Annotated in this window: 28 protein-coding genes and 1 tRNA gene; 18 read left to right on the top strand and 11 right to left on the bottom strand. The window is 65.8% G+C overall.

Going from position 1 to position 26,131, the window contains the following annotated elements; translation table 11 throughout:
- Positions 1–96 precede the first annotated feature (96 nt).
- Positions 97–714, top strand: coding sequence for an SHOCT domain-containing protein (locus AC1DVS_RS05575; RefSeq protein WP_478020972.1), 618 nt, complete (start codon positions 97–99; stop codon positions 712–714).
- 125 nt (positions 715–839) lie between these two features.
- The gene (locus tag AC1DVS_RS05570) at positions 840–1,610 is read left to right on the top strand and encodes a chymotrypsin family serine protease (protein WP_478020970.1); all 771 of its coding nucleotides are present in this window, start codon (positions 840–842) and stop codon (positions 1,608–1,610) included.
- 46 nt (positions 1,611–1,656) lie between these two features.
- Here AC1DVS_RS05570 and AC1DVS_RS05565 read toward each other — a convergent pair whose 3' ends face one another.
- From AC1DVS_RS05565 to AC1DVS_RS05545, 5 genes are all read right to left on the bottom strand, one after another.
- The gene (locus tag AC1DVS_RS05565; protein WP_478020968.1) at positions 1,657–1,959 is read right to left on the bottom strand and encodes a winged helix-turn-helix domain-containing protein; all 303 of its coding nucleotides are present in this window, start codon (positions 1,957–1,959) and stop codon (positions 1,657–1,659) included.
- Positions 1,959–2,579: a hypothetical protein gene (locus AC1DVS_RS05560; RefSeq protein WP_478020966.1), complete on the bottom strand. Its 621-nt coding sequence runs from the start codon at positions 2,577–2,579 to the stop codon at positions 1,959–1,961. Before AC1DVS_RS05560 ends, AC1DVS_RS05565 begins: the two co-directional genes overlap by 1 nt.
- A gap of 17 nt (positions 2,580–2,596) precedes the next feature.
- Positions 2,597–3,820 (bottom strand): acyltransferase family protein, encoded by a 1,224-nt coding sequence (locus AC1DVS_RS05555; protein WP_478020964.1) that lies wholly within the window; start codon positions 3,818–3,820, stop codon positions 2,597–2,599.
- 135 nt (positions 3,821–3,955) lie between these two features.
- The gene (locus tag AC1DVS_RS05550) at positions 3,956–4,810 is read right to left on the bottom strand and encodes a hypothetical protein (protein WP_478020963.1); all 855 of its coding nucleotides are present in this window, start codon (positions 4,808–4,810) and stop codon (positions 3,956–3,958) included.
- Positions 4,732–5,595, bottom strand: coding sequence for a Kelch repeat-containing protein (locus tag AC1DVS_RS05545; RefSeq protein ID WP_478020961.1), 864 nt, complete (start codon positions 5,593–5,595; stop codon positions 4,732–4,734). The genes AC1DVS_RS05550 and AC1DVS_RS05545 overlap by 79 nt, the downstream gene beginning before the upstream one ends.
- A gap of 223 nt (positions 5,596–5,818) precedes the next feature.
- On the opposite strand from AC1DVS_RS05545, the gene AC1DVS_RS05540 reads away from it, so the two are divergent.
- Positions 5,819–6,547 carry a carbonic anhydrase gene (locus AC1DVS_RS05540; RefSeq protein ID WP_478020959.1) on the top strand — a complete coding sequence of 243 codons (729 nt, stop codon included), beginning with the start codon at positions 5,819–5,821 and terminating at the stop codon, positions 6,545–6,547.
- Between the two features lie 31 nt (positions 6,548–6,578).
- On the opposite strand, the gene AC1DVS_RS05535 is transcribed toward AC1DVS_RS05540, so the two are convergent.
- The gene (locus tag AC1DVS_RS05535) at positions 6,579–8,582 is read right to left on the bottom strand and encodes a lipoxygenase family protein (RefSeq protein ID WP_478020957.1); all 2,004 of its coding nucleotides are present in this window, start codon (positions 8,580–8,582) and stop codon (positions 6,579–6,581) included.
- A 204-nt stretch (positions 8,583–8,786) separates the two neighbouring features.
- Here AC1DVS_RS05535 and AC1DVS_RS05530 point away from each other — a divergent pair, with 204 nt between their 5' ends.
- Positions 8,787–9,914 (top strand): GGDEF domain-containing protein, encoded by a 1,128-nt coding sequence (locus tag AC1DVS_RS05530; RefSeq protein ID WP_478020955.1) that lies wholly within the window; start codon positions 8,787–8,789, stop codon positions 9,912–9,914.
- 45 nt (positions 9,915–9,959) lie between these two features.
- Here AC1DVS_RS05530 and AC1DVS_RS05525 read toward each other — a convergent pair whose 3' ends face one another.
- Positions 9,960–10,457, bottom strand: coding sequence for a TetR/AcrR family transcriptional regulator (locus tag AC1DVS_RS05525; RefSeq protein WP_478020953.1), 498 nt, complete (start codon positions 10,455–10,457; stop codon positions 9,960–9,962).
- A gap of 250 nt (positions 10,458–10,707) precedes the next feature.
- Here AC1DVS_RS05525 and AC1DVS_RS05520 point away from each other — a divergent pair, with 250 nt between their 5' ends.
- Positions 10,708–11,343 carry a class I SAM-dependent methyltransferase gene (locus AC1DVS_RS05520; RefSeq protein WP_478020951.1) on the top strand — a complete coding sequence of 212 codons (636 nt, stop codon included), beginning with the start codon at positions 10,708–10,710 and terminating at the stop codon, positions 11,341–11,343.
- Positions 11,344–11,363: 20 nt separating this feature from the next.
- Here AC1DVS_RS05520 and AC1DVS_RS05515 read toward each other — a convergent pair whose 3' ends face one another.
- The 3 genes from AC1DVS_RS05515 to AC1DVS_RS05505 form a co-directional block, all read right to left on the bottom strand.
- A complete protein-coding gene (locus AC1DVS_RS05515) occupies positions 11,364–11,720 on the bottom strand; it encodes a DUF1428 domain-containing protein (protein WP_478020950.1) in 357 nt (118 codons plus the stop codon).
- Between the two features lie 3 nt (positions 11,721–11,723).
- Entirely contained in the window at positions 11,724–12,146 is a 423-nt protein-coding gene (locus AC1DVS_RS05510) for a DUF1801 domain-containing protein (RefSeq protein WP_478020948.1), read from the bottom strand.
- A gap of 65 nt (positions 12,147–12,211) precedes the next feature.
- Positions 12,212–13,261, bottom strand: coding sequence for a DUF2332 domain-containing protein (locus AC1DVS_RS05505; protein ID WP_478020946.1), 1,050 nt, complete (start codon positions 13,259–13,261; stop codon positions 12,212–12,214).
- A 71-nt stretch (positions 13,262–13,332) separates the two neighbouring features.
- Here AC1DVS_RS05505 and hisG point away from each other — a divergent pair, with 71 nt between their 5' ends.
- The 11 genes from hisG (at position 13,333) to AC1DVS_RS05450 (ending at position 23,412) form a co-directional block, all read left to right on the top strand.
- Complete coding sequence (gene hisG, locus AC1DVS_RS05500; protein ID WP_478020944.1) at positions 13,333–14,088, top strand: ATP phosphoribosyltransferase; 756 nt, start codon at positions 13,333–13,335, stop codon at positions 14,086–14,088.
- On the top strand, positions 14,085–15,395 hold the full coding sequence (hisD, locus tag AC1DVS_RS05495; protein ID WP_478020942.1) for a histidinol dehydrogenase: 1,311 nt from the start codon (positions 14,085–14,087) through the stop codon (positions 15,393–15,395). Before hisG ends, hisD begins: the two co-directional genes overlap by 4 nt.
- Entirely contained in the window at positions 15,392–15,847 is a 456-nt protein-coding gene (gene nusB, locus AC1DVS_RS05490; RefSeq protein ID WP_478020940.1) for a transcription antitermination factor NusB, read from the top strand. The genes hisD and nusB overlap by 4 nt, the downstream gene beginning before the upstream one ends.
- A 111-nt stretch (positions 15,848–15,958) precedes the next feature.
- Positions 15,959–16,870: a thiamine-phosphate kinase gene (thiL, locus tag AC1DVS_RS05485; RefSeq protein ID WP_478020938.1), complete on the top strand. Its 912-nt coding sequence runs from the start codon at positions 15,959–15,961 to the stop codon at positions 16,868–16,870.
- A gap of 98 nt (positions 16,871–16,968) precedes the next feature.
- Complete coding sequence (locus AC1DVS_RS05480; protein WP_478020936.1) at positions 16,969–19,113, top strand: sodium-translocating pyrophosphatase; 2,145 nt, start codon at positions 16,969–16,971, stop codon at positions 19,111–19,113.
- Between the two features lie 148 nt (positions 19,114–19,261).
- Entirely contained in the window at positions 19,262–21,184 is a 1,923-nt protein-coding gene (locus AC1DVS_RS05475) for an alpha/beta hydrolase family protein (RefSeq protein ID WP_478020934.1), read from the top strand.
- Between the two features lie 87 nt (positions 21,185–21,271).
- Positions 21,272–21,490, top strand: a complete 219-nt coding sequence (infA, locus tag AC1DVS_RS05470; protein ID WP_010162480.1) for a translation initiation factor IF-1 — start codon at positions 21,272–21,274, stop codon at positions 21,488–21,490.
- 91 nt (positions 21,491–21,581) lie between these two features.
- On the top strand, positions 21,582–22,151 hold the full coding sequence (locus AC1DVS_RS05465; RefSeq protein ID WP_478020932.1) for a Maf family protein: 570 nt from the start codon (positions 21,582–21,584) through the stop codon (positions 22,149–22,151).
- Entirely contained in the window at positions 22,144–23,100 is a 957-nt protein-coding gene (locus tag AC1DVS_RS05460) for a ribonuclease (protein WP_478020930.1), read from the top strand. The genes AC1DVS_RS05465 and AC1DVS_RS05460 overlap by 8 nt, the downstream gene beginning before the upstream one ends.
- A 1-nt stretch (position 23,101) precedes the next feature.
- On the top strand, positions 23,102–23,296 hold the full coding sequence (locus AC1DVS_RS05455; RefSeq protein ID WP_478020928.1) for a DNA gyrase inhibitor YacG: 195 nt from the start codon (positions 23,102–23,104) through the stop codon (positions 23,294–23,296).
- 40 nt (positions 23,297–23,336) lie between these two features.
- Positions 23,337–23,412, top strand: a tRNA-Phe gene (locus AC1DVS_RS05450).
- Between the two features lie 148 nt (positions 23,413–23,560).
- Here the strand turns inward: AC1DVS_RS05450 and AC1DVS_RS05445 are convergent.
- Positions 23,561–24,430 carry a fumarylacetoacetate hydrolase family protein gene (locus AC1DVS_RS05445; protein ID WP_478020926.1) on the bottom strand — a complete coding sequence of 290 codons (870 nt, stop codon included), beginning with the start codon at positions 24,428–24,430 and terminating at the stop codon, positions 23,561–23,563.
- A gap of 31 nt (positions 24,431–24,461) precedes the next feature.
- On the opposite strand from AC1DVS_RS05445, the gene AC1DVS_RS05440 reads away from it, so the two are divergent.
- Together AC1DVS_RS05440 and AC1DVS_RS05435 are read left to right on the top strand one after the other, a co-directional pair.
- The gene (locus AC1DVS_RS05440) at positions 24,462–24,608 is read left to right on the top strand and encodes a hypothetical protein (protein ID WP_478020924.1); all 147 of its coding nucleotides are present in this window, start codon (positions 24,462–24,464) and stop codon (positions 24,606–24,608) included.
- Positions 24,609–24,637: 29 nt separating this feature from the next.
- Entirely contained in the window at positions 24,638–26,122 is a 1,485-nt protein-coding gene (locus AC1DVS_RS05435) for a UxaA family hydrolase (RefSeq protein ID WP_478020922.1), read from the top strand.
- Positions 26,123–26,131 lie beyond the last annotated feature (9 nt).

Below are 26,131 nucleotides of genomic sequence, written 5' to 3'. Positions count from 1 at the left end.
GACGGACCGGTCGGTAGCGGTCCGGCGCGTGATTGTCCGCCTGCGGCACTTGCTTTAGGCAATTCGCTGCGTCGCCCCGGGCGCGGGGGAACAGCCATGCCAGCCAAACCGTCCTACCGTCCCTGGCGGACGGCACTCGGCACGCTACTTCCGCTCAGCCTCGGCCTCGGCTTTTTTGTCGCGGGGATCGGCACGACGATGTGGGCGCCCGTCACCAGCTGGGCCGCCGGGCCCTTCTGTTCGGGCAAGGTCATCGACGATTCGGATACTTACACCACGCAGTCCGGCGGGAGCGGTGTGCATCGCCATATCGTCTGCGTCACCGGCGAGGGGAAGGACGAGACGCGCGACGACATCACCTTTGACGGGATCGGGATCGCGTTCCCGCTTTATTCGGCGCTGATCTTCGCCGCTCTGCTGATCTTCGCCGCACCGCGCATGCGCCGCAAGGCCGAGGCGCGCGACAGCTGGTCGAGCTTCGACGATTTCGGTGGCGGTAACGACGGGGCGCCGCAGGACCTCCAGGATGTGGCGGGGCTCATCGCGGCGGCAATGCAGCAAGGCAATGTCACGGTCGGCAAGATGACCGTCGGTTCGCCGCCGCACACGACATTGGCTGACCGGCTAGCCGAGCTCCAACGGCTCCACGCGAGCGGCTTGATCAACGATGCCGATTTCGAGGCGAAGAAGGCGGAGATTCTGTCGGCGCTTTGACGTTGCGCGATCAACGGCGGGATATCAGCGACCGGGAGAGCGACCGCCGCCCCTCGCCCCGTGATTGCCCTAGGGGCTGTTGCGGCGCATGAACCGGGTCCCCCGATCGCGTCCGGAGAGCGCCAGTGCAGCCCGAACATCCTTGCGGTCATCCCGTCCATCCGCATCCCGCGGCACTGCCCCTCTCGACCCAGTCGATCGGCGAGCAGCGGTATCGTCCGCTCGTGGGGGGATGCTCGATCGCGCCGATCGGCCCCTATGGCAGCGGCACGCTTGGCTGTATAGTCGTTTGCGGGGGCGTGCAGTATCTGCTCGGCACCAGCCATAACCTCACCAATTTGAACACCCTGCCCGTCGGCACCCAGATCCTCCAGCCATCGGCTCAGGACGGCGGCAGTGCGACCGACATTATCGCGATACTGGTCGCTGGCACCCAGCTTGTGCACGGCGGCACCGCGCAGGCGGATGCCGCTCTGGCATTGCCCGAGCCGGGCGTGGCGCTGGATCCGCGCATCCTTGGCCAGGGTGGACGGCTTGCGTCGCTGGCGCCCCCGATCCAGAATCCCACGATCGGGACCGAGGTCCAGATGAGTGGCCGCACCACAGCTTACGCCCGTGGCCGGATTGCCGCGATGGGCTTCGCCATCACACTATCTTTTGGGGTTGGCGCGGAGACGACGTTCCTGGACCAGTTCTCCGTCCTCGCGGAAGGATCTTCCCCCTTCAGCAATCCAGGCGATCCGGGTGCGCTCGTTACCGACATGGATAACCGACCCGTCGGCTTGATCCTGGCCGGGACGAACGGGCCCCGCGGCGAAACCTTTGTGACACCGATGCGGAATGTGCTGGAAGCGCTGGGGGTATTGATGGGTGGTGAAGTCACCATCCTGTATTGAGGCGGCCGCGAGACAAACGTCTCTCATGACCTGACACGCGCTCACTTCAGCCCTGGGTGTCGACGAGTTGCTGCATCGCGGCCAGATAGCGCACGAAAGCCGTGCGGCCTGCCGGCGTGAGGCGCGCCTGGGTCAGTGGTTTGCGGCCCAGAAACGACTTCTCGATCGTGATGTAGCCGGCGTCCTCCAGCTTGCGCAGATGGATCGAGAGATTGCCCTGGGTCGCCTTCAGCAGCGCCTTCAGCTCGTTGAAATCGGCGACTTCGGCACTCGCCAGATAGGCCATCACGCCAAGCCGCATGCGGCCGTGAATGACGTCGTCGATCCGATCGATGTCGAAACCCGACATCAGCCGTGCGAGGCCGGGCGCCGCATCATGATCGCGCCAGGCAAGGCCATCAGCAGCAAAAGGCTGAGGCCGCAGATCCCCACATAATAGGGGCCGTCGATCGTGAGGGCGAGCGCGACCGCGCTTGCCATCCAGCCGAGCGCCACCGCGCACATGCCGACGCGTTTCTGGATCTGCGCCGCGATCAGCCAGGCTGCGCCCTGCAGCGCGAACACGACGATCGGATAGAGCAGCCAGATCGTCATATTATGGTGCCGCGCCGCGACGGTTCCGAACACGATGATCATCACGCAATTGGTCAATCCGACCGACGAGAAGGCGGCCCCGACCGCTCGGCTCGCCAATCCGGTCGGCGGGTTGCCGCGGTTGCGGACCATCACCACCGCCAGGATCGCGAGAAAGACGACCGTGAATCCGAGATGGGCGGCGAGCGAAACCGGATCGCTCACCCGGATCCAGCCCATATACTGGCCCCAGCCGAACAGGCATTGCGCGCCGTAGCATAGCCCGGCGGCCAGATAGACCGCCCCGAATTGCGGCTGATGATGGCTGACGCTGCCTTCGGCCAGCGCGCGCATGAAAGCGAGATCCTGCTGCAAATCCTGCGGCGCGGTGCTCATCCCGGTTTCCTCCCCCCTCACAAGATTCGCGCCACGACCGGCAGTCTGCGCAGCAATGCAGCGCTTGCCCAGCTCAATGCAACCGCCAGGGCGAACACCAGCACGCCCTTGGCGAAGCTGCCGACAGGCGCACCGACAAGCGCGAATTGCAGCCAGACGACGAAGGCATAATGCAACAGATAGATCGCATAGGCATTGGCGGCGAGGCTATCCAGCGTCGGGCGCCTGCGCTTCACGAAGCGGCGGAAGATCGCCAGCAGCATGAAGGACGACGCAGCGCAGGACAAAGCGAAGGCGATCGGGCCGAGGATTGCCCACAGCATCGGCGGCTGCCCTTTGGTGACCGCTCCCGCGATCACCATGACCGTTGCGGCGACAAAGGCCAGCATGGCGAGGATAGTCCATGCCCACCAGCGCCGGAGGAGAGCGCCGTCCGGCGAGAGCAATCCGCTTTGGAGCCCGGCAGCGCCGACTGCGATGCCGGCGCCGAAATAGAGGAGATAGTGCAGGATGCGGCTGCTCTGGACGGCAAACGGCCCGAACTGCAGCCAGGCGACGGGGCCGAACACTGCATTAAGGGCTCCATAGCCGAGGGCGGAGATCAGCAGGAGCCCGGCAAAGAAGCGGGCGGGCTTGCGATCCGCGCCTGTGGCCAGCCGTGCGAGGCCGCCTTGCCAGGCCGGCTTCATCGCCTGCAACCCGGCGGCGAGAAGGCCGAACAGCAGCAGGACGGCGATGAACCAGGCAGGCCCGCTGTTCCAGTGCGGCAGCGCGAACCAGGTGCGAAGGTAGTCGCCCGCTGAGGCGTGCGTCGCCTGGACCGCATAGCTCGGATAATAAGCGAACGGGGCGAGGAGGAAGGCGCCGATCAGGAACGGGATGCCGAGCCGCAGCAGCCGCTCCCGGGCATATCCGCCCGCGCCGCGCCGCGCCAGGCTCGCCGGCACGAACAGCCCGGACAGGAAGAACATCAGCGCCATGAAGAATGTGTCATTGAAGCCGGCAAAGGCAGTGAAGCCCTCCCAGCCGGGACGATCGACGATCGGAAAGGCCGCCCACAGAAAGGGCGGCTGATCGAACCGCCCCGACGCCATGGCTTCGGGCATATAGGCCAGCACTGAATGATGCGCGACCACGAGCAGGGTCACGAAGGCGCGCAGATAATTGATGGTCAGATTGCGATCGGGCGCGGCGGCGGCGCGCATCGGGACGGCGCGGCTGGCGGATGTTGCTGTGGTCATGAGTCTTCCTCCTCGAAAGGCGAGGTATCACAAACAGGTTTAAAAAACAAACCTAGTGGTTAATCCTATAGAGATGAGCGGCATCGCTGATCGACGCGTTCGCGGCTCTCGGGATCGCCACGGCACGCGCGAACCCTAGAAGATCGTGACCGCCACAGGTGCCGAGGCGATGCCGTTGGCGATGACGACCAGGGTGGTGGCGCCCGAATCCGCCGCGGCGGGGGTGTCGAAATGGGTGGTGACGGGCGTGGCGCCGGTCGCGACGCCCATCATGCTGTGATCATGGGTTCGCGCATAGACGACATGGCCCGAGGCGGTGTTGGTCAGGCGGACCAGGGGATAATTGGTCGCCGCGCTGAGCTCGTCGCCATAGGCGGCCGCCTCGCTCAGGCCGTTGAGCTGGGTGCCGGTCAGGGCATAGCTTTGCCCGCGGGTCAGGCTGGCCGGGACTGAGGTGATGGTCGGCGCCCAGGCGGCGAGCGGGCCGCCGAGCGGGATGTAGAGCCGCGCCCTGACGTTGAGCGTCGGCGACAGCACCAGCACCTCGCCCGAGGGCAAGGGGAGCAGATAGACCGGTACGCCGCCGGTCGCGTTGGCCGGGCCGGCCGCGGTCATCCGCAGATTCACGCCGTCGAATTCATAGAGCGCGCCGGTCGTGCCCGCGACGAGGACATTGCCGCTGGTCAACAGAGTCGCCGAGGAATCGCCGGCATCGTCGATGCCCGGGAAATCCGGACCGGCCGTCCAGGAGCCGGACTGGGACGGCGTTGCGCCGGGTCGATAGATGGCGGTGTGCGCGGTCTGGCCGGCGCGGGCGGAGCCGGTCGCGAAGACCGATCCGTCGGGTCGCAGCACGGCGGGGCCGATCTCGCCGGGCGGGAAATAGGTGCCCGCTGGGCCGGGCCCGTAGCTCACGCCGCCCACGACCTGGACCGGCGCCGGGCCATAGCCGATGCCGGCTGGAACCGTCGTCGGCGAGGTGAGCGACACCGGGGTCGGGCCGTCCGAAATCCAGCTGTGGTGGCCGGCACGAAATGTTCGGATTGCGGTGTGTTGACCATATCGACGGTGAGCAGGACGCCGCCAGGCAGCTGGGTGAAGCCTTCCTCGGAGAAATTGTCGCTCTTGTCCGTAGCGGCGACCGCAGTCCAAGTGAGGGTTACCGGATCGAGCGACCACATCTTGCGATCGAGCTTGCTGCCGAAGATGAAGCGCCCGTCCGGCAGGATGCTGGAGGGCACGTCGCCGATATAGGGCTGGCCCGGCGGCGGGGCGACCATCGTCCAGTGATTGGCGACGGGATCGAACACCGCAGACATGTTGGTGAGGCCCTCGGGCGCGAAGGGCTCGCCATATTTGTCCTGATTATATTCCCCGCCGACGAACAGCACCCGGCCATCGGCGAGCACCGCCTCGGCCGAGGCATAGGGCGCGTAGCCGGCGGGCGGCGCGGCGAGATGAGTCCAGGTGCCCGCGACATAGCTGCCGTTTGCGTCGGGCGTCAGCCGGTAGAAATCGCCGGCGCTCGAGCCTGGCCCGGCCTGCGGATTGGCCTGGGCCATGACCGATCCGTCCGTCAGCAGCATCGCCAGATAGACGCCGACCGGCGGCTGGTGGGAGAGCGCCTGGAGGGTGGGGCTGGGCGTAGGTGTCGGGACAGGCGTGGGCGTGGGAGCGGGCGTGGGGGTTGCGCTGCCGCCGCCACTGCATCCCGACAGGCTGAACGACGCCGCGAGGAACGCTGCGAGCGTGAGCGCGAGAGGCTGCCGGGCCATGCCACCACTCCCCTGTGCGGCCGGGTCATCCCGTTGCCGATTCGATTGTGCGATCCTTTACCTGTGACAGCGGCTGATCAAGGGGCATGTGGCTGCGGCGGTGGCGCGTCGCGCGGCCGCAGGGTGGGCCATCGCCTTGTTGCCACCAAAGCAACTCCATCTCGTGGCGGGCCTTGGGCAAAACAGGTTATTACGGACGCTCAACAATCCGAAAGGGCCAGTCATGCATATCTCCAGAAGGTCGCTGATCCGGGGCTCGGCCGGGCTGGCCTTGTCCGCCATGCTGCCGCTGCGCGCCTGGGCGGACGACGCGCCGGGTACCGGGGTGACGACCGAGCAGGCGATCGGCCGGCTGATCGAGGGCAATCGCAAATTCGCGACCGGCTCGGCGGCGCCCGCTTTCGACATGGCGAAACTGGGCAAGCTCGCCAAAGGACAGGAGCCGTGGGCGACGATCGTCTGCTGCTCGGACAGCCGGGTTCCGCCCGAGCTGATTTTCGAGGTCGGATTCGGCGAGCTGTTCGTGGTGCGCAACGCGGGCAACACCACCGCATCGAGCCAGTCGCTCGGCAGCGTGGAATATTCCGTCGCCGATCTCAAAGTGCCGGTGATTATCGTTCTCGGCCACACCGACTGCGGGGCGGTCAAGGCGGCGAAGAGCGTTATCGACAACAATGCCGTCTTTCCCGGCAGCATCGGCCCGATGGTCGATCCGATCCTGCCGGCAGCGAACGCCGTGCGCGGCCGGCCGCTCGACAGCGCCATCGCCGAGAATATCCACCGCGTCACCGCGCGCCTGCGATCCCCGGAGCAGCCGATCCTCTATCCCGCGCAGCAGGCCGGCAAGCTGGCGGTGTATGGCGCGATCTTCGATATCGATAGCGGCAAGGTCCACTATATCGACATCCCACCGGGCGCATTCCTGCCCACGGAGGCCGCCACGCAGCACTAGCTGCCAATCCGGCAGACGGTTCGGCCCGAGGTTAGATATTGATGCTCGTCGGGATCAGGCTCGGCTGGAGGAAGGTATAGGGGCTGCGGCGTTCGGCGTTGCGGGCGAGGATCCGCGTTTCGACCTCCTGCAGTGCCGCCTGGAAGCGCGGCAGGGCGCAATCGGCACCGATGATCGCCGGATCGCGGAACCACGCAGGATAGGGGAAATCATTGCTGAGATAGGTGCCGAGCGGGCGATAATAGATTGAGCCGAGCAGATAGAGCACATCGAGCTGCTCGAGCGCGAGCGTCAGCGGCGGCATGGAGCCGAGCCATTCCTGGCGGTTATGGCCCGCCTGCACCGTTGGCGCGGGGGCCCAGCCGGCGCCGGTAATGGCAGGGGCAAAGGACATGATCGATTTTTGCGGGAAGTTCACTGCCGCGTGCTGCGCGCTGGCGGTGAACATGACCATCGTGCAGACCAGAGCGAGCTGATCGCGGGTGGTGATGGCCTTGAAGCCCTTGATCGCACCCTCGGCCATGAGCGACGCGGTCCAGGCGGCAAGCTCGGTATCGCCGGTCACCGCGGCATCATCGACATAATAGATGTCGACATATTGAGTCGCCCAGTCGCGGATCGCCTGCCACACCAGCAGGGCATCGTCGCGATAAGGGTAATCCGGCAGCTGCGCGGCATCGGCGACGCCGCGCGAGACGAGATCATTGGGCAGCATCTTGGCGCAGAAATCGAACGACAGGCGCGCCGCGGACGCAGTCAGCTGGCTCGAGGTGATGGTACCGCCGAAGATATGGTCGATCGGGCCGTTCGCCGCGATCAGCGATGTCGCCGCCTGGTTGTTGATGAAGAGCAGCCCCTCGAAATGCGGCACGAGCAGGCCCCAGAGCGGGTGGACGTTGGCGAGATTGCGCTGGGTGGCGACGGCGAAGGCCTCGATCACCAGATGGGTGTGCGCGAGATGCGCAACCAGTTCGTGATAATTGCCGTCGGCAACCTGGACGACGAGCTTGGCCATTTCCCAGCCCCATTGCTCGGCGGCGATCACGGAAGGGGTGAAGATCGGATTGGTGCTGCTGTCCTGGTCGCACTGGATCGCCGCGGGCGTGAGCGCCGAGCCGCCGGGTGGCACGGCGAATAGCGCCATTGGCTGATAGACATATTTCTGCAGGCCATCCCACATGCCCGGAACGAGCGCCGACAGCTCGACATAGTCGGACAGATAGAGGCGGCCGCCGGCGAGCGCGGCGGCGAGCGTATCGCCGGCGACCACCCCCGCATATTGCGCCTCGGTGAGCGGGAAGTTCGCGGGCAGCGCGTCGATGCCCTTGATCAGGACCGCGTTCGGACCGGCGACACGCAGGCGTGCGAAGACATCATCTTCCTGGAAGGTGTAAGCGATGCCGGGCACGCGCAGGCTGTCGAACAGCGCCATATAGGCCTCGAGCGTCGCCGCGGCGGGGTTGCCGATCGCCCCGCTGGGGTCGATCGAGGTGACGATATCGCGCACCTCATTGGCATGGCTCCTGAGCAGCTCTCGGTGCGAATCATGCAGGACGAGATCGACCCCCGTCTGTATCTCGGCACCGATGTGCCCGAGCAGGCCGCCGCCGGGCTGGCGGGCATAATGCGCACGGATATCGGCAGCCGAGGCAGCGATCTCGTGGCAGCGCTCCCGGGCGGCGGCATGCGGCGGTGCGGTGGGCGGCACCTGATGCACATGGCCCGACAGATCGCGGGGGTTCGCCGCGTCATGGGTGACGACCGTGGTGTCGAGGCCGGAGCCGTGCTGCGACAGATCGAGGGCGAGCCGGTTGAAGGCGATCTTCAGCCCCACCTCGATCAGCAGCAGGAACCAGGCGAGCGTCGGCTCGTCGTTCGACGGCACCGTGGCGGACAGCGGCACGCCGGGCAGCGTGGGGACGGTGGTGGTCCATTCATAGGTGACGCGCGAGGCAGCGATCTGGGCGATGCGCTCAGCCTGTTGGGCGGGCGTATCGTTCTGGGGAAGCGTGGGCTGGACGGCTGCGCGCGACATTCGCTGCTCCTGGAAGTCATGTGATGTGATGATCGCCACATTAACCAAAGCAGCAGTAAAGAAAGCCCTACGATTCAGCCATTTCGGTTCCTTTCAGTCGGCCTCGCGCAAATAGCGCAGCTACGGATATGTACTTAACCGCCGGGTAATTCTTGGCCGTTACGTCCCCGGACCATGATTCTGGTCGCGACCCTTTGGCGGACGATGTTCCCGCCCATTCCCGATGTGATCCTGGGCGACTTCAAGCTGTTGCGGGCGGCGCGTCTGCAAAGCCAGATTCCGCTGCTCTACCTGACCCTGTTGCTGACGATCCCGACCACAATCTATGGGTCGAGCCAAGGCGCCCCGGCCTGGGTGCGGCTTGGCATTCCGGTCGTGATGGGGGCTGCGTGCCTGGCGCGCTTCATTACCTGGATGAAGAAGCGCAAGCAGACGCTCGACGTGCACAGCGCCGAGCGGATGGTCACCGGCGCGACCTGGGTTTCGGGGTCGCTAGGCGTGATCTGCAGCATCTGGTGCGTGATGAGCTTTCTCACCGCGCCCGCCGATCTGCGCATCTATTACCCGATGATCATGTCGATGGGGTCGCTCGCCACAGCCTATTGCCTCTCCACGATCCGCGGCGCGACGATCATCAACCTGCTGATCGGGCTGCTGCCGATCTCGCTGCTGCTGCTCTTTTCGGGCAATCGGATGGATCTGGCGGCGGGCACCAGCCTGGTGGTGGCCAGCGCCTTCCTGCTGCGCATGATCTTCCAGCAGCATGACCAGCTGGTCGACCTGCTGCTGCTGCAGCGCCAGATGCGCGAGCTCGCCGACACCGATCCGCTGACCGGCCTGCCCAATCGGCGCGTGCTCGCCGAGCGGCTCGACGAGCAGATCCAGCGCGCCGGGCCGAACGCCAGTTTCGCGCTCGCCCTGCTCGATCTCGACGGGTTCAAGCCGGTCAACGACCAATATGGCCATGGCTGCGGCGACCTGCTGCTGTGCGAAGTCGCTGACCGGCTGCGCGCGGCGTGCGGGCCGAACGCCCTGCCCGCCCGGCTCGGCGGCGACGAATTCGCGATCCTGGTGCCGGCCGGTTCAGCGATCAGCCTCGCTGCGATCGCCGACCATATGCTCGCGGCGCTGGTGCCGCCCTATCGGATCGAAGGCCATGTCATCCGGGTGGGCGCGAGCATCGGCGTCGCCACCTGGCCGGGCGACGGGGCGACATCGCGGGACTTGTTCGAGACCGCTGACGCCGCGCTTTATGCGGTGAAGGCCCAGCGGAACGAGCGCTGCACGCCTGGCGGTGATGAGGAGCCCGAGGCGCGGGTGCAGGCGGCCTGATAAGGTTGGGCTGCGGGGTGTCGCGCTACCCAGCTGGTGTCAGCATCAACATCTGCCGAGCACCAGCTGTCGAAAGGACGCATTCACCTCGGCCGGACCCAGCTCCGGCTTGCGGCTCAGCCACCAGTGCAGGACCGTGAGAAAACTTTCGGTCACGTAGCTGATGGCAAGATCCTTCGGGATTCCAGCGAAACCGGGAATCGCCTGCCATTCCTGGGCGACCGCGGCGGCGAGAGCGCTGCGGATTTCCTGAACTGCCACAGTCCCTCCGCGGTCGCCGAGAAGGGCGCGGTAGACATCGGCATACCCGGCCGCGTGCTCGAACATCGCGAGGCTGAAGCGTAACGGCGCGTCGGGCACGGCGGTGCTGTCCGATGCCGCAATGCCCGCCTGCAAGTCCGTGCGAAGATGGGCGAAGCCAATTCGTAACAGATCGTCTTTGCCGGTTACGTGCGCGTAGAAGGTGGCGCGGCCGATATCGGCTTCGTCGATGATGTCCTGGACGGTTATGGCGGCATAACCCTTGCGGACGATCAGGCGCATCAGTGCGTCGTGCAGCGCCCTGCGCGTTCGGGCCGATCGCCGGTCGATCTTCGGCTTTTGCAGGACAGCCGCCGCCGATGTGTTCGGTACCGAACGGATCTCGCGCATCGTCTCTGGCCTTTCCGAACAGGATGTTCGTTTTGAGACATCGCGTTCTGGATCATCCCCGACTGCATTTCAAGCGGCCGGCGATTGCAGACGGCAAGGCTCTCTGATGAAAGTCGGATTTCTCACTATTGAAAGGACAAGGATGCACGGACACAAGGGCATAGGCTTTCCCCGCCTCTATGATTTCCTGCTCCGCCGCATGACCGGCGGCTGTGAAGCCAGCTATCGTGACGAGGTCCTCGATCGGGCGGCTGTCGCGCCGGGCGACGCGGTGCTCGATGTCGGCTGTGGTACCGGCACACAGGCGCTGTTGACGCTCGCGCGCGTGTTGCCGGGTGGAAGCGTGATCGGGCTCGACATCAACCCGCGCATGATCGCGGCCGCGCGTCGCAAGATATGCCGCGCCGGAGCTGCCATCGAGGTCGTTCAAGGCGACGCGACGGCGCTCCCGTTCGATGCCGATCGCTTCGACGTCGTGATGGTCACGACCGTTCTGCACATGATCGCGACCCCGGAGCATCCGACATGTCTCGCCGAAGCGCGGCGGGTATTGAAGCCGGGCGGGCGGCTTGTGCTGATCGATTATGCCGGCAAGCTCGAGACCAGGCGGCATATGTCAGCCCGGCACGGGCCGCATGGCCGCTTCGATCTGCACGAATTGCGCGACGTCGTTGCCGAAGCGGGATTCGAGGCTATCAGGGAAGGCGACCTTGGCTGGCTGAGCCTCAGCTATCTCGTCGCTGAGCGTCCGAGCCGCGCAGCCGTTTCAGGCATTTGACGTGAAATGACCGGCCGGGATCAGGCCCTGCCCATCGCGAAGATCGGCTCGAAACAGCCAAGGATGAGGCGCTTCGCGTCGAACGGGGGTTCGCCGGCCGCGTCCATGCGCTCGTCATGGTGCATCTTCTCTTCGGCCGCCTGGAACTGCGCCTTGTCGGGCCAGATCTGCCAAGTGAAGACGATCTTCTCGCCCTCTTTCGCGGCGACGGCGCGGCGGAAATCGGTCTGCTGGCCGGTGGGGATGTAATCCTCCCAGCATTCGACAATCTCGAGGCAGCCATATTCCCTGAAGAAGGCGGCGCTATTCTCGGCCCATCTCCGATAGGCCTCCATCTCTCCTTCGGGCACCGGGATCACGAGGCCGCAAACATACATGGTTCAGGTTCCTGCTGTGCTGGGGTCTTGTGGATCATCGAGGCGAGCGTGGATGTCGCGATAGGCCGCGGCGATGAGCGCCGTGAGCGCGGCGTCGTCCACCGGCTGGCCCCAGCGCAGTTTAACGTGCCGCATGCGCTTGCCTGAGCCTTCGAGCAGGCGGGCGGGATCGGGCAGCGACGCGCCGTGGAAGAAGCCGATATTCACATGGAGGCTGAAGGCGTTGACATAAGCGAACGCGGCATCCCGCACACAGGCGGTGGGGTGGCCGTCATGCAGAATCTCGCACACGTCCGGTCCGCAGGCTCGCATGGTTTCGAACCACGGCCGGGCCATGGCGCGAAGATCGTCGTCGCCCGCCGCGAACCAGGCGTCGACGCTGGGATCCTTCCTGACGGCACCCGGAAGCAGGAAGAGCTGGGTCATGGGGTGAGATTGCCATCACCGTCGCCGATGTCGAGTGGAATCCGGCTCGCGGTGGTGTGTTAAGTTCAGTCGGACAAGCGCTCAATCCACGCACCGTGCGCCTGCACGTCGGCGAGGATGACAGGCTCCGCATAGTCGGGCCAGCTCTGGACCCAGACCTGTTGCTTGGCGGCGATGCGGTTGGGCTCCATGCGGACCCAGGCGAGCGGGCGCTCGGAGGTGGCGCGATCCGCGGCGGCGGCCATCGCCGCTTCGATCCGCGCCTGGCGCTCCTCGCCGAGATATTGCCAGACAACCGAGTGCATCAGCACCCGGGTGACGCCGGCGGCTTGCGGCTCGGCAAGGCGCGCCTCGACCCAGTCGGCGGCGTCGCCCTGACTGATATCGACCGGCTTCTCGGCAATCATTGCGATGGCGCTGGTGAGGCGCTCCATGCGGTCTGGATTGTCGGCCCAGACATAGGCGCGCAGGCGATCGGCCGCCGCCGGATTGCGCACGTCGATCGGCTGGATCTCCACGCCGCGCACTGAGACGACCTCGATCGGGACATCGGGTGGCGGCGAGCCACGCCATTCCGGCTTGATGGTGACGGACGAGTCGACCGGGCCGAATCGCGCCCCGCCGAGATCGAAGCTGAAGCGATCGATCAGCAGGTTGAGGCCAGCGCTGGAGCCGATCTCGAGCAATTCCACCTTGGGCCCATGGCGGCGGGCGACTTCTATCAGCCCGATCATCAGCGCAGCCGAGCGGCCCGCCTCATTGGTCTGGGGCGGGCCGTCGAGCCAGGGATAGAGCGACTCGTCATGAACGGCGAAGGTGTCGTTGAGGATCTGCTGGACCTCGCCCGGCTCGGTGACGGTGCCGGCGAAGACCTGCGAGAGCGCCGGCGCCACGCCGGCGAGATCGAGCGCGTGCAGGCCGCCGACCAGGCGCAGCGGGAGTGCATCGGTGGTCGGCTCGCCCGGCCAGTCGAGAACCCGGCGGCCGGTGCGGGTTTCGCGGTTGAGGCAAATGGCGAGCGCGGCGCAGATACGCGCGGTGATCGGCGCGCCCATCACGTTGCAGAAATGCTCCTGGATCAGGAATGCGCCCCGGTTGTTCTCTTCGCTGGACATGGCCGCCCTTCTACGCTGATCGCCGCGTCTGTTGCGCCCGCGAACACCCCCAAGTAAAGCCCCGCTCACTCATGACCGATCCGATCATCATTGCCGTCCCCAAGGGGCGCATCCTTGCCGAGGCCGTGCCGCTGCTCGAACGCGCCGGAATCACGCCCGAAGCCGCGTTCAGCGACGAGGACAGCCGCGCGCTACGCTTCTCGACCAGCAACCCCGGGATCGACCTGATCCGGGTGCGCGCCTTCGATGTCGCGACCTTTGTGGCGCATGGGGCGGCGCAGCTCGGGATCGTTGGATCGGACGTGCTGGCCGAGTTCGATTATTCGGAGCTTTATGCGCCGGTCGATCTCGGCATCGGGCATTGCCGGCTGTCGGTCGCCGAGCCGGCCGACATGGCCGAGACCGACGATCCGCGTGGCTGGAGCCATGTGCGGATCGCGACCAAATATCCGCATGTGACGCGCCAGCATTTCGAGGCGCGCGGAGTGCAGGCGGAATGCGTGAAGCTCAATGGCGCGATGGAGCTGGCACCGACGCTTGGGCTGGCGCCGCGGATCGTTGACCTCGTCTCTTCGGGAAAGACGCTGAAGGAGAATGGGCTGGTCGAGGTCGAGGTGATTGCCGAGGTGACCTCGCGCCTGATCGTGAACCGGGCCGCGTTCAAGACCCGGATTGAAGTGGTGCCGCTGGTGGAAGCGTTCCGGCGGGCTGTGGGAGTTCTCCCCTCCCGCTTGGGGGAGGGGTCGGGGGAGGGCCTGTCATCACAAGCCACCGCCCAACCGACACGCCCTCCCCTAACCCCTCCCGCAAGCGGGAGGGGGATTTGATCCGCCTTTCCACCTCCGAGCCTGGGTTCGAGCGGGACTTTGCGGCGCTGGTCGACGCGCGCCGCGAGGCTGATGCCGATGTCGCGCGTGACGTGCGGACCATCATCGCGAGCGTTCGTGATGAAGGCGATGCGGCGCTTCAGGCGTTCACCAGGAAGTTCGACCATCACGATCTCAACCAGACCGGCTGGCGGATCGAAAAGGCAGAGTGGGTGGCCGCGCATCAGTCGCTGTCCCCAGAGCTGCGCGCGGCGCTCGAGCTCGCGGCCGAGCGGATCGCGACGTACCATCTGAAGCAGAAGCCCGAGGACAGCGACACGGTCGATTCCGCCGGCGTCCGCCTCGGCGCACGCTGGAACGCGATCCAGAATGCCGGCATCTATATTCCCGGCGGTCGCGCGGCCTATCCTTCCTCGGTGCTGATGAATGCGATTCCGGCCAAGGTCGCCGGCGTCGAGCGGCTCGTAATGGTGACGCCGACGCCCAATGGCGAGGTCAATCCGCTTGTCCTCGCTGCCGCGCATATCGCCGGCGTCGACGAGATCTGGCGGATCGGCGGCGCACAGGCGATTGCCGCGCTGGCTTATGGCACCGGGCGGATCGCGGCGGTCGATGTGGTCACCGGGCCCGGCAACGCCTGGGTCGCCGAGGCCAAGCGCCAGCTCTACGGTGTGGTCGGGATCGACATGGTCGCGGGGCCGAGCGAGATCGTCGTCGTCGCGGACGGCAAGAATGATCCGGAATGGATCGCCGCCGACCTGCTCAGCCAGGCTGAGCATGATCCGACCAGCCAGTCGATCCTGTTCACTGACGATGCCGATTTTGCAAAGGCAGTCGCTGACGCAGTCGATCTCCAGATCGGCCAACTCGCGACCGCGCAGGTCGCGCGGACGAGCTGGGATGCAAATGGTGCGATCATCATCACCGCCGATCTGTTCGAGGCGATCCCGCTAGTCGACCGGCTCGCGCCCGAGCATCTCGAGCTTGCGTGCGATGACCCGCAGCCTTTGTTCGACCGGGTGCGGCATGCCGGATCGGTGTTCATGGGGCGGCACACGCCCGAGGCGATCGGCGACTATGTGGCCGGGCCCAACCATGTGCTGCCGACCGGCCGCCGGGCGCGTTTCGCGTCGGGGCTGTCGGTTCTCGATTTCATGAAGCGCACCAGCTTTCTTCAGCTCGACCCGGCGGCGCTTGCCGCTATCGGCCCGGCGGCAATCGCGCTGGCGGATGCCGAGGGGCTTCCCGCTCACGCCAAGTCGGTCGCGCTTCGCCTCGCCGGCGACCAGACGGATTTATTGTTATGACCAAGACGAACGCTCGCTCCAGGGCCCGCGCCGCCGCGCGGCTCGCCGCCACCCAGGCGCTGTACCAGCATGAGATGAAGGCGATCGCGGTTGCGCCGTTGCTGCATGAATTTCACCAGCACCGGCTCGGCGCGACGATCGAAGATGCCGAATATGCCGAGGCCGAGGTCGATTTCTTCGACGATGTGGTGAAGGGCGCGATCGCACGACAGGATGAGATCGACGTGGCGATCCGGGGCAAGCTTGCCAGCGGCTGGGCGCTTGAGCGGCTTGATCGCTCGATGCGCGCGATCCTGCGGGCCGGGACTTACGAGTTGCTGGCACGCGCCGACGTGCCGACCGCGACGGTGATCACTGAATATGTCGATGTCGCCAATGCCTTTTTCGACAAGCGCGAGGCTGGGTTCGTGAATGGATTGCTCGACGCGATTGCGAAGGATGTTCGGGGTTAGCGCTCCAAAAAGCCCCTCCCCTTCAGGGGAGGGGTTGGGGTGGGGGACTAATTCGAGCGTTCGCGTGACTCCCCCACCCCCTGCCCCTCCCCTGAAGGGGAGGGGAGAAGCATGACCGAGTCCGAATTCCTTTCTGCCCTTCGCGCCCTCCCACTCCACGCAGCGGCACGGGGCCTGCATGACGATACCGCGCTTCTCGCGATCGCCGGCCCGCTTGTCCTGACCACCGATACCCTGGTGGAGGGCGTGCACTATCTCCCCTCCGACCCGGCCGAGGACGTCGCCTGGAAGCTCGTGGCGGTGAATCTGTCCGATCTCGCCGCCAAGGGGGCGACGCCGGTGGGGGTGCTGCTCAACTATCCGCTCGCCGGCGACAGCGCCTGGGATCGGGCGTTCCTTGGCGGGTTGAACGAAGCTCTACTCCGCTTCGCTTGCCCATTGATCGGCGGCGATACCGTTTCGCTGCTGGCCGGCAGCCCCCGCGTTCTTACGCTCACCGCGATCGGTAATGACGCGCCTGCCCCGCCGAGAAGCGGCGCACGAGATGGGGATGCCTTGTGGGTTGCCGGCACGATCGGCGACGCGGGGGCCGGCCTTGCTATCGCGCGTGGCGAGGCCGGGCCGGCGAGCCTGCTTGCTGCCTATCGCCGTCCGGTGCCGCTCCTCGCCGAGGGTCGGCTGCTTGCGCCTGTCGTCCATGCGATGATGGATGTGTCGGACGGGCTGTTGCTCGACGCTTCGCGCATGGCGGCAGCGAGCGGGGTTGGCGTTACTGTCGAACTCGCCGCAATCCCGCTGTCAGCCGACTATAGCAGCCATGCCGGTGCCGATCGCGCCGCGCGCCTCGCTGCCGCCACCTCGGGCGATGATTATGCGCTGTTGTTCGCGATGCCCGAGGGCGCGCAGCCACCTGTCCGCGCCGCGCTGATCGGCAGCTTCGCCACCGGCACCGGACTAACTTTGCGCGATGGTGCCGAAACGATACCACTCCCGCCACGTTTGGGTTTTGAACACCGGGTCTGATCGGCTTGCGCTCGCGCCCCGCGCCTTTATACAGCCGAGCAAACCGTTGGCAGCACAAGCTTTCGCTAGGCTGACCGGCAAATTAGGGGAAGAGCTTCATGACGATCGTCTATGCGGCCATGATTTGCGGCCTGATCGCCGTACTTTATGGCATTATCACCAGCCGACAGATTCTCGCTGCCAGTCCCGGCAACGAAAAAATGCAGGATATCGCCGCCGCGATCGCGGAAGGCGCCAAGGCCTATCTCGGCCGGCAATATCGCACCATCGCCATTGTCGGCGTGGGCGTCGCGGTCATCGTTTTCTTCTTTCTCGGCCCGATCTCGGCGGCAGGCTTCGTCATCGGCGCCGTCCTCTCTGGCGTGACCGGCTTTATCGGCATGAACGTGTCGGTGAAGGCCAATGTCCGTACTGCTGAAGCCGCTCGCACCTCGCTGCAGGGCGGGCTGACCATGGCATTCCGCTCGGGCGCGGTCACCGGCATGCTGGTGGCGGGCCTCGGCCTGCTGGCGATCACGCTGATGTTCTGGTACTTGATCGCGATCGCGCATTATGACCTGGCCGTGCAGGCGGATCGCCGTGTCATTGTCGATACGCTCGTCGCGCTCGCTTTCGGCGCTTCGCTGATTTCGATCTTCGCCCGTCTCGGCGGCGGCATCTTCACCAAGGCAGCTGACGTCGGCGCCGACCTCGTCGGCAAGGTCGAGGCCGGCATTCCCGAGGACGACCCCCGCAACCCAGCGACCATCGCCGATAATGTCGGCGACAATGTCGGCGATTGCGCCGGCATGGCGGCCGATCTGTTCGAAACCTATGTCGTCACCATTGGCGTGACCATGGCCTCGATCGCGCTACTGCTGCCCAATGCCGACCATCTGTTCCAGCTGATGACCCTGCCGCTGATCGTCGGCGGCGTGTGCGTGATCACCTCGATCATCGGGACCTATTTCGTCCGTCTCGGCAGCAACAATTCGATCATGGGCGCGCTCTACAAGGGCTTCTGGACCACCGTGATCCTGTCAATCCCGGCAATCTATTTCGCGAGTCAATATGTGCTGGGCGACATGCATGCCCTGATCGGCGGCGCCCGGTTCTTGGACGGCGCAACGACGACGACCACCGGTTTCACCGGCATGGGCCTGTTCTGGTGCATGATGATCGGCCTCGCGCTCACCGGCGCTCTGGTGTGGATCACTGAATATTATACCGGCACCAATTATCGCCCGGTCCGCTCGATCGCCAAGGCGTCCGAGACCGGCCACGGCACAAACGTCATCCAGGGCCTTGCCGTCAGCCTCGAGAGCCCGGCGCTGCCGACGCTCGTCATCTCGATCGCGGTGATCGGCTGCTTCCAGCTTGCCGGCATCATCGGCATCGCCTTCGGTGCCACCGCGATGCTGGCCCTGGCCGGTATGGTGGTTGCGCTCGACGCTTACGGGCCGGTGACCGACAATGCCGGCGGCATTGCCGAAATGGCCGGCCTGCCGGACGACGTCCGTCAGCGTACCGATGCGCTGGATGCGGTTGGGAACACCACCAAGGCCGTCACCAAGGGCTATGCGATCGGCTCCGCCGCACTCGCCGCGCTCGTGCTGTTCGGCGCCTATACGACTGACCTGGGCATCTACTTCCCCGATCTCCAGGTCGATTTCACCCTCTCCAATCCGTACGTCATCGTCGGCCTGCTGCTCGGCGCGCTGCTGCCGTTCAGCTTCGGCGCGTTCGGCATGACCGCGGTGGGCCGTGCGGCCGGCTCGGTCGTCGAGGACGTCCGGGCGCAGTTCCGCGACAATCCCGGCATCATGGAGGGCACGGTTCGCCCGAACTATGCCCGCACCGTCGATCTCGTCACCAAGGCGGCGATCAAGGAGATGATCATCCCGTCGCTGCTGCCGGTGCTCGCACCGATCGCGGTGTATTTCATCATCACCGCGGTTGCCGGCCAGGCGAGCGGCTTCGCGGCACTGGGCGCGCTGCTGCTCGGTGTGATCGTGTCGGGCCTGTTCGTCGCCATCTCGATGACATCGGGCGGCGGCGCATGGGACAATGCCAAGAAGTATATCGAGGACGGCAATCATGGCGGCAAGGGCAGCGAAGCCCATAAGGCCGCTGTGACCGGCGACACGGTCGGTGATCCCTATAAGGACACGGCCGGCCCGGCGGTGAATCCGATGATCAAGATCACCAACATCGTCGCTCTGCTGCTGCTCGCAGCGCTGGCGCATGCCGGGATCGCGGGCTAGGCGATCCGCTTTGCGCGGGAATGAAGCCCGCGCCCATCAACCAGGCCGCGCCGAAAGCGATTTCGGCGCGGTTTTGGTTCAGAAAGCTGTTGCGCTTCGGCGGTTTAGCGCCCGATAAGGCGATGAGATCGAACCGGGGGGTGACGTTATGCGGCGAATCATATGGGGGGCGATTGCCCTGATCTCGCTGGCGTCGGCCGCGACGGCGGAGGATTCCCGGCCAGCCAAGCTGGTACCGGTCGAAGCGTTTGCGGACCAGCCCTTTCTTTCCAGGCCGCTGCTGTCGCCCGACGGGCTCAGCATTGCCGCACGCACCACGGTCGATGGCAAATCGAAGCTGCTGATCTTCCAGATCGACGGCAAGACGCCCCCGCATCCGTACGGCTTGGGCGAAGCGACGATCGCCGACCTCAACTGGGCCGGCCCCAAGCGTGTGCTGCTTACGGTGGGCACCAAGACCAGCATCGAGGGCGAGGATTTCCCGATTCAGCGCCTGCTCTCCATCGACGTGGTCAGCGGTGCCGTCCAGATCCTCGACAAAAACAGCAACGGGCTCCTTGCCGGTGACGTCCTCTATAGCGACCCGGCCGGCGCCTGGATCCTCGTGTCGAGCCAGAACGATATCTATTCCACGCCTTCGGTGAAGCGCATCGACATGGCGACCGGCGCGGTCAAGGAGGTCGAGAAGGCAAGGCCGGATGTCTGGAACTGGTATGCGGACAATCAGGGCGTGGTTCGCGCCGGCATCGCCTATAGCGGCGAGCGCTGGACATTATGGTATCGCGAGACGGCCGGGGACCCACTGAAGCCGATACGCAGCAAGGCTGCCAAAAAGGATGACGACAAGGGCGCGGTCGACGGCATGCGCTTTCTCGCCGGCGACAATAGCGGCATGATCATCACCAATTCCAGGACCGGACGCTTCGCCGCCTATCATTATGATTTCAAAACCGGGACGATCGGCGACGCGATCTATGAGAACCCCGAGGTCGATCTCAGCACCGCCATCGTCGATCCGATCACCGGGATCGTCTCCGGCGTCACCTATGAGGACGACCGGTGGCACGTGAACTGGCTCGATCCGACGATGCGGGCGCTGCAGGCGCGGATCGAGAAGGCGCTTCCCAATGCCGAGGACATCATCCTCAACCAGAGCCAGGACGGCAATCGCATGCTGATCTGGTCGGGCAGCGCCTCCGATCCGGGCACCTATTATCTATTCGACAAGGCGGCGAAGCGGATGGATGCGATCGCCACCCCGTACAGCAAACTGGACGGCGTCGCGCTGGCCCCGGTCACCGCGGTCAGATACAAAGCGCGCGACGGTCTCACCATCCCCGGCTATCTGACGCTCCCGCTGGGGCGGCCCGAGCACGGCCTTCCGCTAATCGTCATGCCGCATGGCGGGCCCTTCGCGCGCGACACATGGGATTATGATCCCTTCGTGCAGTTTCTCGCCAACCGCGGTTATGCAGTATTGCAGCCGAACTTTCGCGGCTCGACCGGCTTCGGCAAGGACTATGTCGAGAAGGGCTATGGCCAATGGGGCCGGGCGATGCAGGACGATGTCGATGACGGCGTCGACTGGTTGATCAAATCGGGCAAGGTCGATCCCAAACGTGTCTGCATCATGGGCGCATCCTATGGCGGCTATGCAGCCTTGTGGGGCGCCATTCGCAACCCGGACAAATATCGTTGCGCCGTCAGCCTTTCGGGCGTGACCGACCTGCCCGGCATGCTGCGTTTCGACCGACGGAGCTTCAGCGCGCCGCGCTATTTCCGCGAATGGCAGACCCATGTGCGGGGCGAAGACAAGAAGCTCGACCTCGATACGGTATCGCCTTTGGCACAGGCCGCGCGGCTGAACGTGCCGGTGCTGATCGCGCATGGCGAGAAAGACGACAATGTTCCGCCCAAACAGGCGCACCAGATGGTCAAGGCGCTCGCCGGCAAGCCCAATGTCGAGGCGCTCTTCTACAAGGACGAAGGGCACGGCCTGACCAAGAAGGAGGACCTGGCCGATTTCCTGAAGCACCTCGACGCCTTCCTGACCAAGCATAATCCGGGCTAGCCTGTGCGGGCGCGCTCCCGCTTCCCTTTTCGTGGCTCCTGAGCTAAGGCGCGCGCTCAGGATTTCCCCACATCGCTAGAGGTTTGTTTGGCCAAGGAAGAATTGCTCGAAATGCGCGGCCAGGTGGTGGAGCTTTTGCCCAACGCCATGTTCCGCGTGAAACTAGAGAATGATCACGAAATTCTCGGCCATACCGCCGGCAAGATGCGCAAGAACCGCATCCGCGTGCTGGTGGGCGACGAGGTGCTCGTCGAGCTGACTCCCTACGACCTCACCAAGGGTCGAATCACCTACCGCTTCAAGTGACGCGCACGGCGTGTCACCGGGGCCGCTTCAAGTGACGCGCGTGGCGCGTCACCCCGGCCAGGGCCGGGACCCGGGCTGAATGGAGCCGCCCGTGCGGCTCGTCCTCGCTTCCGCCAGCCCCCGCCGCCGCGACCTGCTCGCGCGTCTTGGTGTTGTGCCGGCGCGGGTGACCGCTCCCGATATCGATGAGACGCCGCTGCCGCGCGAGGTGCCGCGCGCCTATGCGCTGCGGCTTGCCGAAGCCAAGGCGCGTGCGGTCGATCGCGCGGCCGACGAGATCGTGCTGGCGGGCGATACAGCGATCGTGCTTGGCCGCCGCATCCTGCCGCCGGCCGAGACCCCGGAGATCCAGCGCAAATTGCTTGGCCTGCTTTCGGGGCGGCGCCATCATTGCCTCACTGCGATCTGCGTGATCGATGCGAGCGGCAAGGCGCGCACCCGCCTTTCCGACACAATCGTCGCGTTCAAGCCGCTCGATAGCGCTGAGATCGAGGCGTATATCGCTTGCGGCGAGGGGCTGGGGAAAGCCGGCGGCTATGCCATTCAGGGCCGGGCCGAAGCCTTTGTCCGCTTTCTTTCGGGCAGCCATTCGGGCGTGATCGGACTGCCCTTGTTCGAGACGCGTGCGCTGCTCGTGACGGCCGGAATCGCGCTTGGCTGAGTGGCTCTATGAGGCGGGGATCGGCGAGACCCGCGCCGCGCTGATTGAGGACGGCGACATCCTCGAAGCGCGGATCGAACTCAACGATGGGGCGCCGCGTGTCGGGGCTATCCTGCCTGCGCGGCTGATCGAAATCACCGTGCGTGGCCGCGAGGGCCGCGTGGCGCTCGATAGCGGCGGCGAGGCGCTGCTCAGCCTCTTGCCGGCGGGCATCACCCAGGGCGCGGCGCTGACCGTCGAGATCGTCCGTGAAGCGATCCCGGAGCCGGGGCGGGCGAAGCTGGCCAAGGCAATCCCCGCCGTGCCGGGCACCCTGCCCGCGCCGGGCCCCGATCTGCTCACGCGGCTCACCGAATCGGGGCATAAGGTGCGCCAGCTTCGCGCGCATGAAGCCGATCAGCTTGAGGCGGCTGGCTGGTCCGAAGTGCTTGAGGAAGCCATGACCGGCGAAATCGCCTTTATCGGCGGCGCGTTGCGGATGACGCCCACCCCGGCGATGACCCTGTTCGATGTCGATGGCCAGCCGCCGCTCGAGGCTTTGGCGGTCTCGGCCGCAGGGGCGGTCGCGAAGGCGATCCTGCGTCATGACATTACCGGATCGATCGGAATCGACTTCCCGACGCTTGAAGGAAAAGCCGCGCGCCAGGCGGTGGCGGCGGCGATCGATGCCGGCCTGCCGCTGCCGTTCGAGCGGACGGCGATGAATGGCTTTGGCTTTCTGCAGATCGTCCGTCGCCGCGCCCGCGCCTCACTGCCCGAGTTGCTGCGTGCCGATCCGGCGGGTACCGAGGCGCGCGCCTTGTTCCGGATGATCGAGCGGACGCCGCCGCCCGTGCCGCGGCACCACCGGATTTCGCGGCGCGTTCAGGCCTGGCTGGCCGCTCGGCCGGCCCTGGTTGCCGAGCTGGCGCGGCGTAGCGGTATCGAGCCCCAGTTCGAGGTGATGTGAGATGAAGAAAGACAAATGCGCGATCTGCGGCAAAGCGGTCAGCCCGGCGCACACGCCCTTTTGCAGCCAGGGCTGCCGCGACCGCGATCTGCTGCAATGGCTTGGCGAGGGCTATCGCATTCCGGCAGGCCCGGCCGAGCGCGATGAGGAAAACAGTCCGCCGCCCGGGCTGGACAGCGCCAACGACGCCGATTAAGAGGCCGCCTTCCCGCGCTCCATCCTGTGGCGCCGGATATGCCCGGGTAGCTCAGTTGGTAGAGCATGCGATTGAAAATCGCAGTGTCGGCGGTTCGATCCCGTCCCCGGGCACCACTTCTTCCATCAGCGATGTGACGCTCTGATCCTGCCGGGTAGCGCAGTCTTTCACGCAGTTGAATCGTGCGCGTGTTGGGAATGTCATGCCAGGTGCTGACATTCCCAACCTGTACAATGATTGGTACAGATTCGCGCAAATGACGGCTCAGGCGGCTGCTGCTCCGTTGGGATGCCAGGCGACGACCTGCTGCCGCTGATCGCCGAGCTTCTCGATGCCGAGGGTGACGACATCGCCTGCCTTCAGGAACCAGGGCTCGGGCTTCTGCCCCATGCCGACACCTGGCGGGGTGCCGGTGGAGATGATGTCGCCGGGTTCGAGCGTCAGGAACTCGCTGAGATAGGAAACGAGCTTGGCGATGCCGAAGATCATCGTCTTGCTGCTGCCGTCCTGGACGCGCTTGCCGTTGACCTCGAGCCACATGCCGAGATTCTCAGGGTCGCCGACCTCATCAGCGGTGACCAGCCACGGGCCGACGGGTCCGAAGGTGTCGCAGCCCTTGCCCTTGTCCCAGGTGCCGCCGCGGTTGAGCTGGAAGTCGCGCTCGGAGAGGTCATGGATGGTGCAATAGCCGGCGACATAATCGAGCGCTTCCGCCTCGGTGACATAGGAGGCGCGGCTGCCGATGATTACACCGAGCTCGACCTCCCAATCCGTCTTCACCGATCCGCGCGGGATCATGACCGTGTCGTTAGGCCCCTGCAGGCAGGAGACCGCCTTGGTGAAGAAGATTGGCTCGGGCGGAATCGGCATGTTCGATTCAGCGGCATGATCGGCATAGTTGAGGCCGATCGCGAGGAATTTGCGCGTGCCCGCCACCGGGACGCCAAGGCGCGGCGATCCCTCGACCAGCGGCAGCGAGGCTGGATCGAGCGCCGCGAGCTTTGCAAGGCCTGCGGGCGAGATCTCAGCCGCGCCGAGATCGGCGACATGGCCGGAAAGATCGCGAACACGCCCTTCGGCATCGAGCAGGCCGGGCTTTTCCTGGCCCACCGGGCCGTAACGCAGCAATTTCATCAGATGGGCATCCTCAACGGGTATAAGGTCGGTGCAGCGCGATATCGCGATTGAGCTCAACCCCAAAGCCCCGTCTATCGCCGACGATAGAAAAGACGATCTCGCCGACCCGGCAAAGCGCGCCTATAGGGAGCGCGCGCCGCTGAACCGCCTTGCTCGTCGAGGCTGCGCGTCGTGAAGCTGAAATAGCCGAAAGCCCGAGAGACTATGAACCCCTCCCTGTTCCGCGTCGCCGCCACGGACAGCGTCGCAACCGCGCTCGACGATCTGGCGGCCGGAACCATCGCCAGCGTGGGCAATAGCGAAGTGACCCTGACCGAAGCGGTCGGGCGTGGCCATAAGGTGGCGCTCCGCGCGATCGCGCCTGGCGAGCCAGTGCTGAAATTCGGCTTTCCGATCGGCCGCGCCACCGCCCCGATTGCGCCGGGCGACCGCGTCCACACCCATAATGTCTCGACCGCGCTGGAAGCGAGCGCGGACTATTCCTGGCAGCCCCATCAGGACGACGCAGAGGACACCACGCCGCGCGCGGGTTTCGCCGGCTATCGCCGCGCCGATGGACGCGTGGGCACGCGCAATGAGATCTGGGTGATCCCGACCGTCGGCTGTGTCGCCCGCACCGCGCAGAAGATCGCCGAGCGCGCTGACCGGAAGCACGCCGGGCGCATCGACGGCGTCCATGCCCTGACCCATCCGTTCGGCTGTTCGCAGCTCGGCGACGATCTCGACGGGACGCGCTCGGTGCTGGCGGCGCTCGCCGCGCATCCCAATGCCGGCGGGGTGCTGTTGCTTGGGCTGGGCTGCGAATCGAACCAGCTCGACCGGCTACTCGCTGAAATCGACCCGGCCGTGCATGGCAAGATCCGGACGCTCGCGGCGCAGGTCGCGGGCGACGAGGTCGAGGAGGGCCTGGCGCTGGTCGACGCGATGGTCGAGGAGGTCGCGCTGACGCAGCGGACCGAGGTGCCGCTGTCGGAGCTCGTGCTCGGGGTGAAGTGCGGGGGTTCGGATGGCTTTTCGGGGCTCACCGCCAATCCTCTGGTCGGCCGGATGAGCGACGCAGTGACCGGTGCCGGCGGCACCGCGATCCTCACTGAGATCCCCGAGATTTTCGGTGCCGAGCAATTGCTGATGGACCGCGCCGCCGACGAGCAGGTGTTCGATGGCATCGGCGCGCTGGTCAACGACTTCAAACGCTATTTCACTGACCATGGCGAGCCGGTCTCCGAGAACCCGTCGCCCGGCAACATCGCCGGCGGGATCACGACGCTGGAGGAGAAATCGCTCGGCGCGGTACAGAAGGCGGGGCACGCCATCGTCACTGATGTGCGCCGCTATGGCGAGCGCGTGCGGCGGACTGGCCTGACCCTGCTCGAAGCGCCGGGCAACGACGCGGTCTCCTCGACTGCGCTCGCTGCGGCCGGCGCTACCGTGATCCTGTTCACCACCGGACGTGGCACGCCGCTTGGCTTCCCGGTGCCGACGATCAAGATCGCCTCGAACAGCCCGCTCGCGGCGCGCAAGCCGGGCTGGATCGATTTCGATGCCGGCCGCGTGCTCGGCGAAGGGATGGAGCCGGTGGCTGACGCCCTGCTCGACACGATCCGGCGGATCGCATCAGGCGATGAGACCGCGGCCGAGCGTAATGGCGAACGCGAGATCGCGATCTGGAAGCGCGGCGTCACCTTGTAAGCCGGCGGC

It is taken from the genome of Sphingomonas sp. P3_C5, assembly GCF_056402635.1.
The sequence above is the reverse complement of the archived record's forward strand: the minus strand, read 5'-3'. Positions and strand labels throughout refer to the sequence as shown.

Excerpts from the sequence above, each read along its gene's own strand:
- AC1DVS_RS05555 (WP_478020964.1), bottom strand. The coding sequence starts at position 3,820 with ATGACCACAGCAACATCCGCCAGCCGCGCCGTCCCGATGCGCGCCGCC.
- AC1DVS_RS05535 (WP_478020957.1), bottom strand. The coding sequence starts at position 8,582 with ATGTCGCGCGCAGCCGTCCAGCCCACGCTTCCCCAGAACGATACGCCC.
- AC1DVS_RS05475 (WP_478020934.1), top strand. The coding sequence starts at position 19,262 with ATGCGGCGAATCATATGGGGGGCGATTGCCCTGATCTCGCTGGCGTCG.
- AC1DVS_RS05565 (WP_478020968.1), bottom strand. The coding sequence starts at position 1,959 with ATGTCGGGTTTCGACATCGATCGGATCGACGACGTCATTCACGGCCGC.
- AC1DVS_RS05575 (WP_478020972.1), top strand. The coding sequence starts at position 97 with ATGCCAGCCAAACCGTCCTACCGTCCCTGGCGGACGGCACTCGGCACG.
- AC1DVS_RS05525 (WP_478020953.1), bottom strand. The coding sequence starts at position 10,457 with ATGCGCCTGATCGTCCGCAAGGGTTATGCCGCCATAACCGTCCAGGAC.
- AC1DVS_RS05545 (WP_478020961.1), bottom strand. The coding sequence starts at position 5,595 with ATGGCCCGGCAGCCTCTCGCGCTCACGCTCGCAGCGTTCCTCGCGGCG.
- AC1DVS_RS05530 (WP_478020955.1), top strand. The coding sequence starts at position 8,787 with ATGTTCCCGCCCATTCCCGATGTGATCCTGGGCGACTTCAAGCTGTTG.
- AC1DVS_RS05515 (WP_478020950.1), bottom strand. The coding sequence starts at position 11,720 with ATGTATGTTTGCGGCCTCGTGATCCCGGTGCCCGAAGGAGAGATGGAG.
- AC1DVS_RS05510 (WP_478020948.1), bottom strand. The coding sequence starts at position 12,146 with ATGACCCAGCTCTTCCTGCTTCCGGGTGCCGTCAGGAAGGATCCCAGC.
- AC1DVS_RS05480 (WP_478020936.1), top strand. The coding sequence starts at position 16,969 with ATGACGATCGTCTATGCGGCCATGATTTGCGGCCTGATCGCCGTACTT.
- thiL (WP_478020938.1), top strand. The coding sequence starts at position 15,959 with ATGACCGAGTCCGAATTCCTTTCTGCCCTTCGCGCCCTCCCACTCCAC.
- hisG (WP_478020944.1), top strand. The coding sequence starts at position 13,333 with ATGACCGATCCGATCATCATTGCCGTCCCCAAGGGGCGCATCCTTGCC.
- AC1DVS_RS05540 (WP_478020959.1), top strand. The coding sequence starts at position 5,819 with ATGCATATCTCCAGAAGGTCGCTGATCCGGGGCTCGGCCGGGCTGGCC.
- AC1DVS_RS05455 (WP_478020928.1), top strand. The coding sequence starts at position 23,102 with ATGAAGAAAGACAAATGCGCGATCTGCGGCAAAGCGGTCAGCCCGGCG.
- AC1DVS_RS05560 (WP_478020966.1), bottom strand. The coding sequence starts at position 2,579 with ATGAGCACCGCGCCGCAGGATTTGCAGCAGGATCTCGCTTTCATGCGC.
- AC1DVS_RS05520 (WP_478020951.1), top strand. The coding sequence starts at position 10,708 with ATGCACGGACACAAGGGCATAGGCTTTCCCCGCCTCTATGATTTCCTG.
- AC1DVS_RS05435 (WP_478020922.1), top strand. The coding sequence starts at position 24,638 with ATGAACCCCTCCCTGTTCCGCGTCGCCGCCACGGACAGCGTCGCAACC.
- nusB (WP_478020940.1), top strand. The coding sequence starts at position 15,392 with ATGACCAAGACGAACGCTCGCTCCAGGGCCCGCGCCGCCGCGCGGCTC.
- AC1DVS_RS05505 (WP_478020946.1), bottom strand. The coding sequence starts at position 13,261 with ATGTCCAGCGAAGAGAACAACCGGGGCGCATTCCTGATCCAGGAGCAT.
- AC1DVS_RS05445 (WP_478020926.1), bottom strand. The coding sequence starts at position 24,430 with ATGAAATTGCTGCGTTACGGCCCGGTGGGCCAGGAAAAGCCCGGCCTG.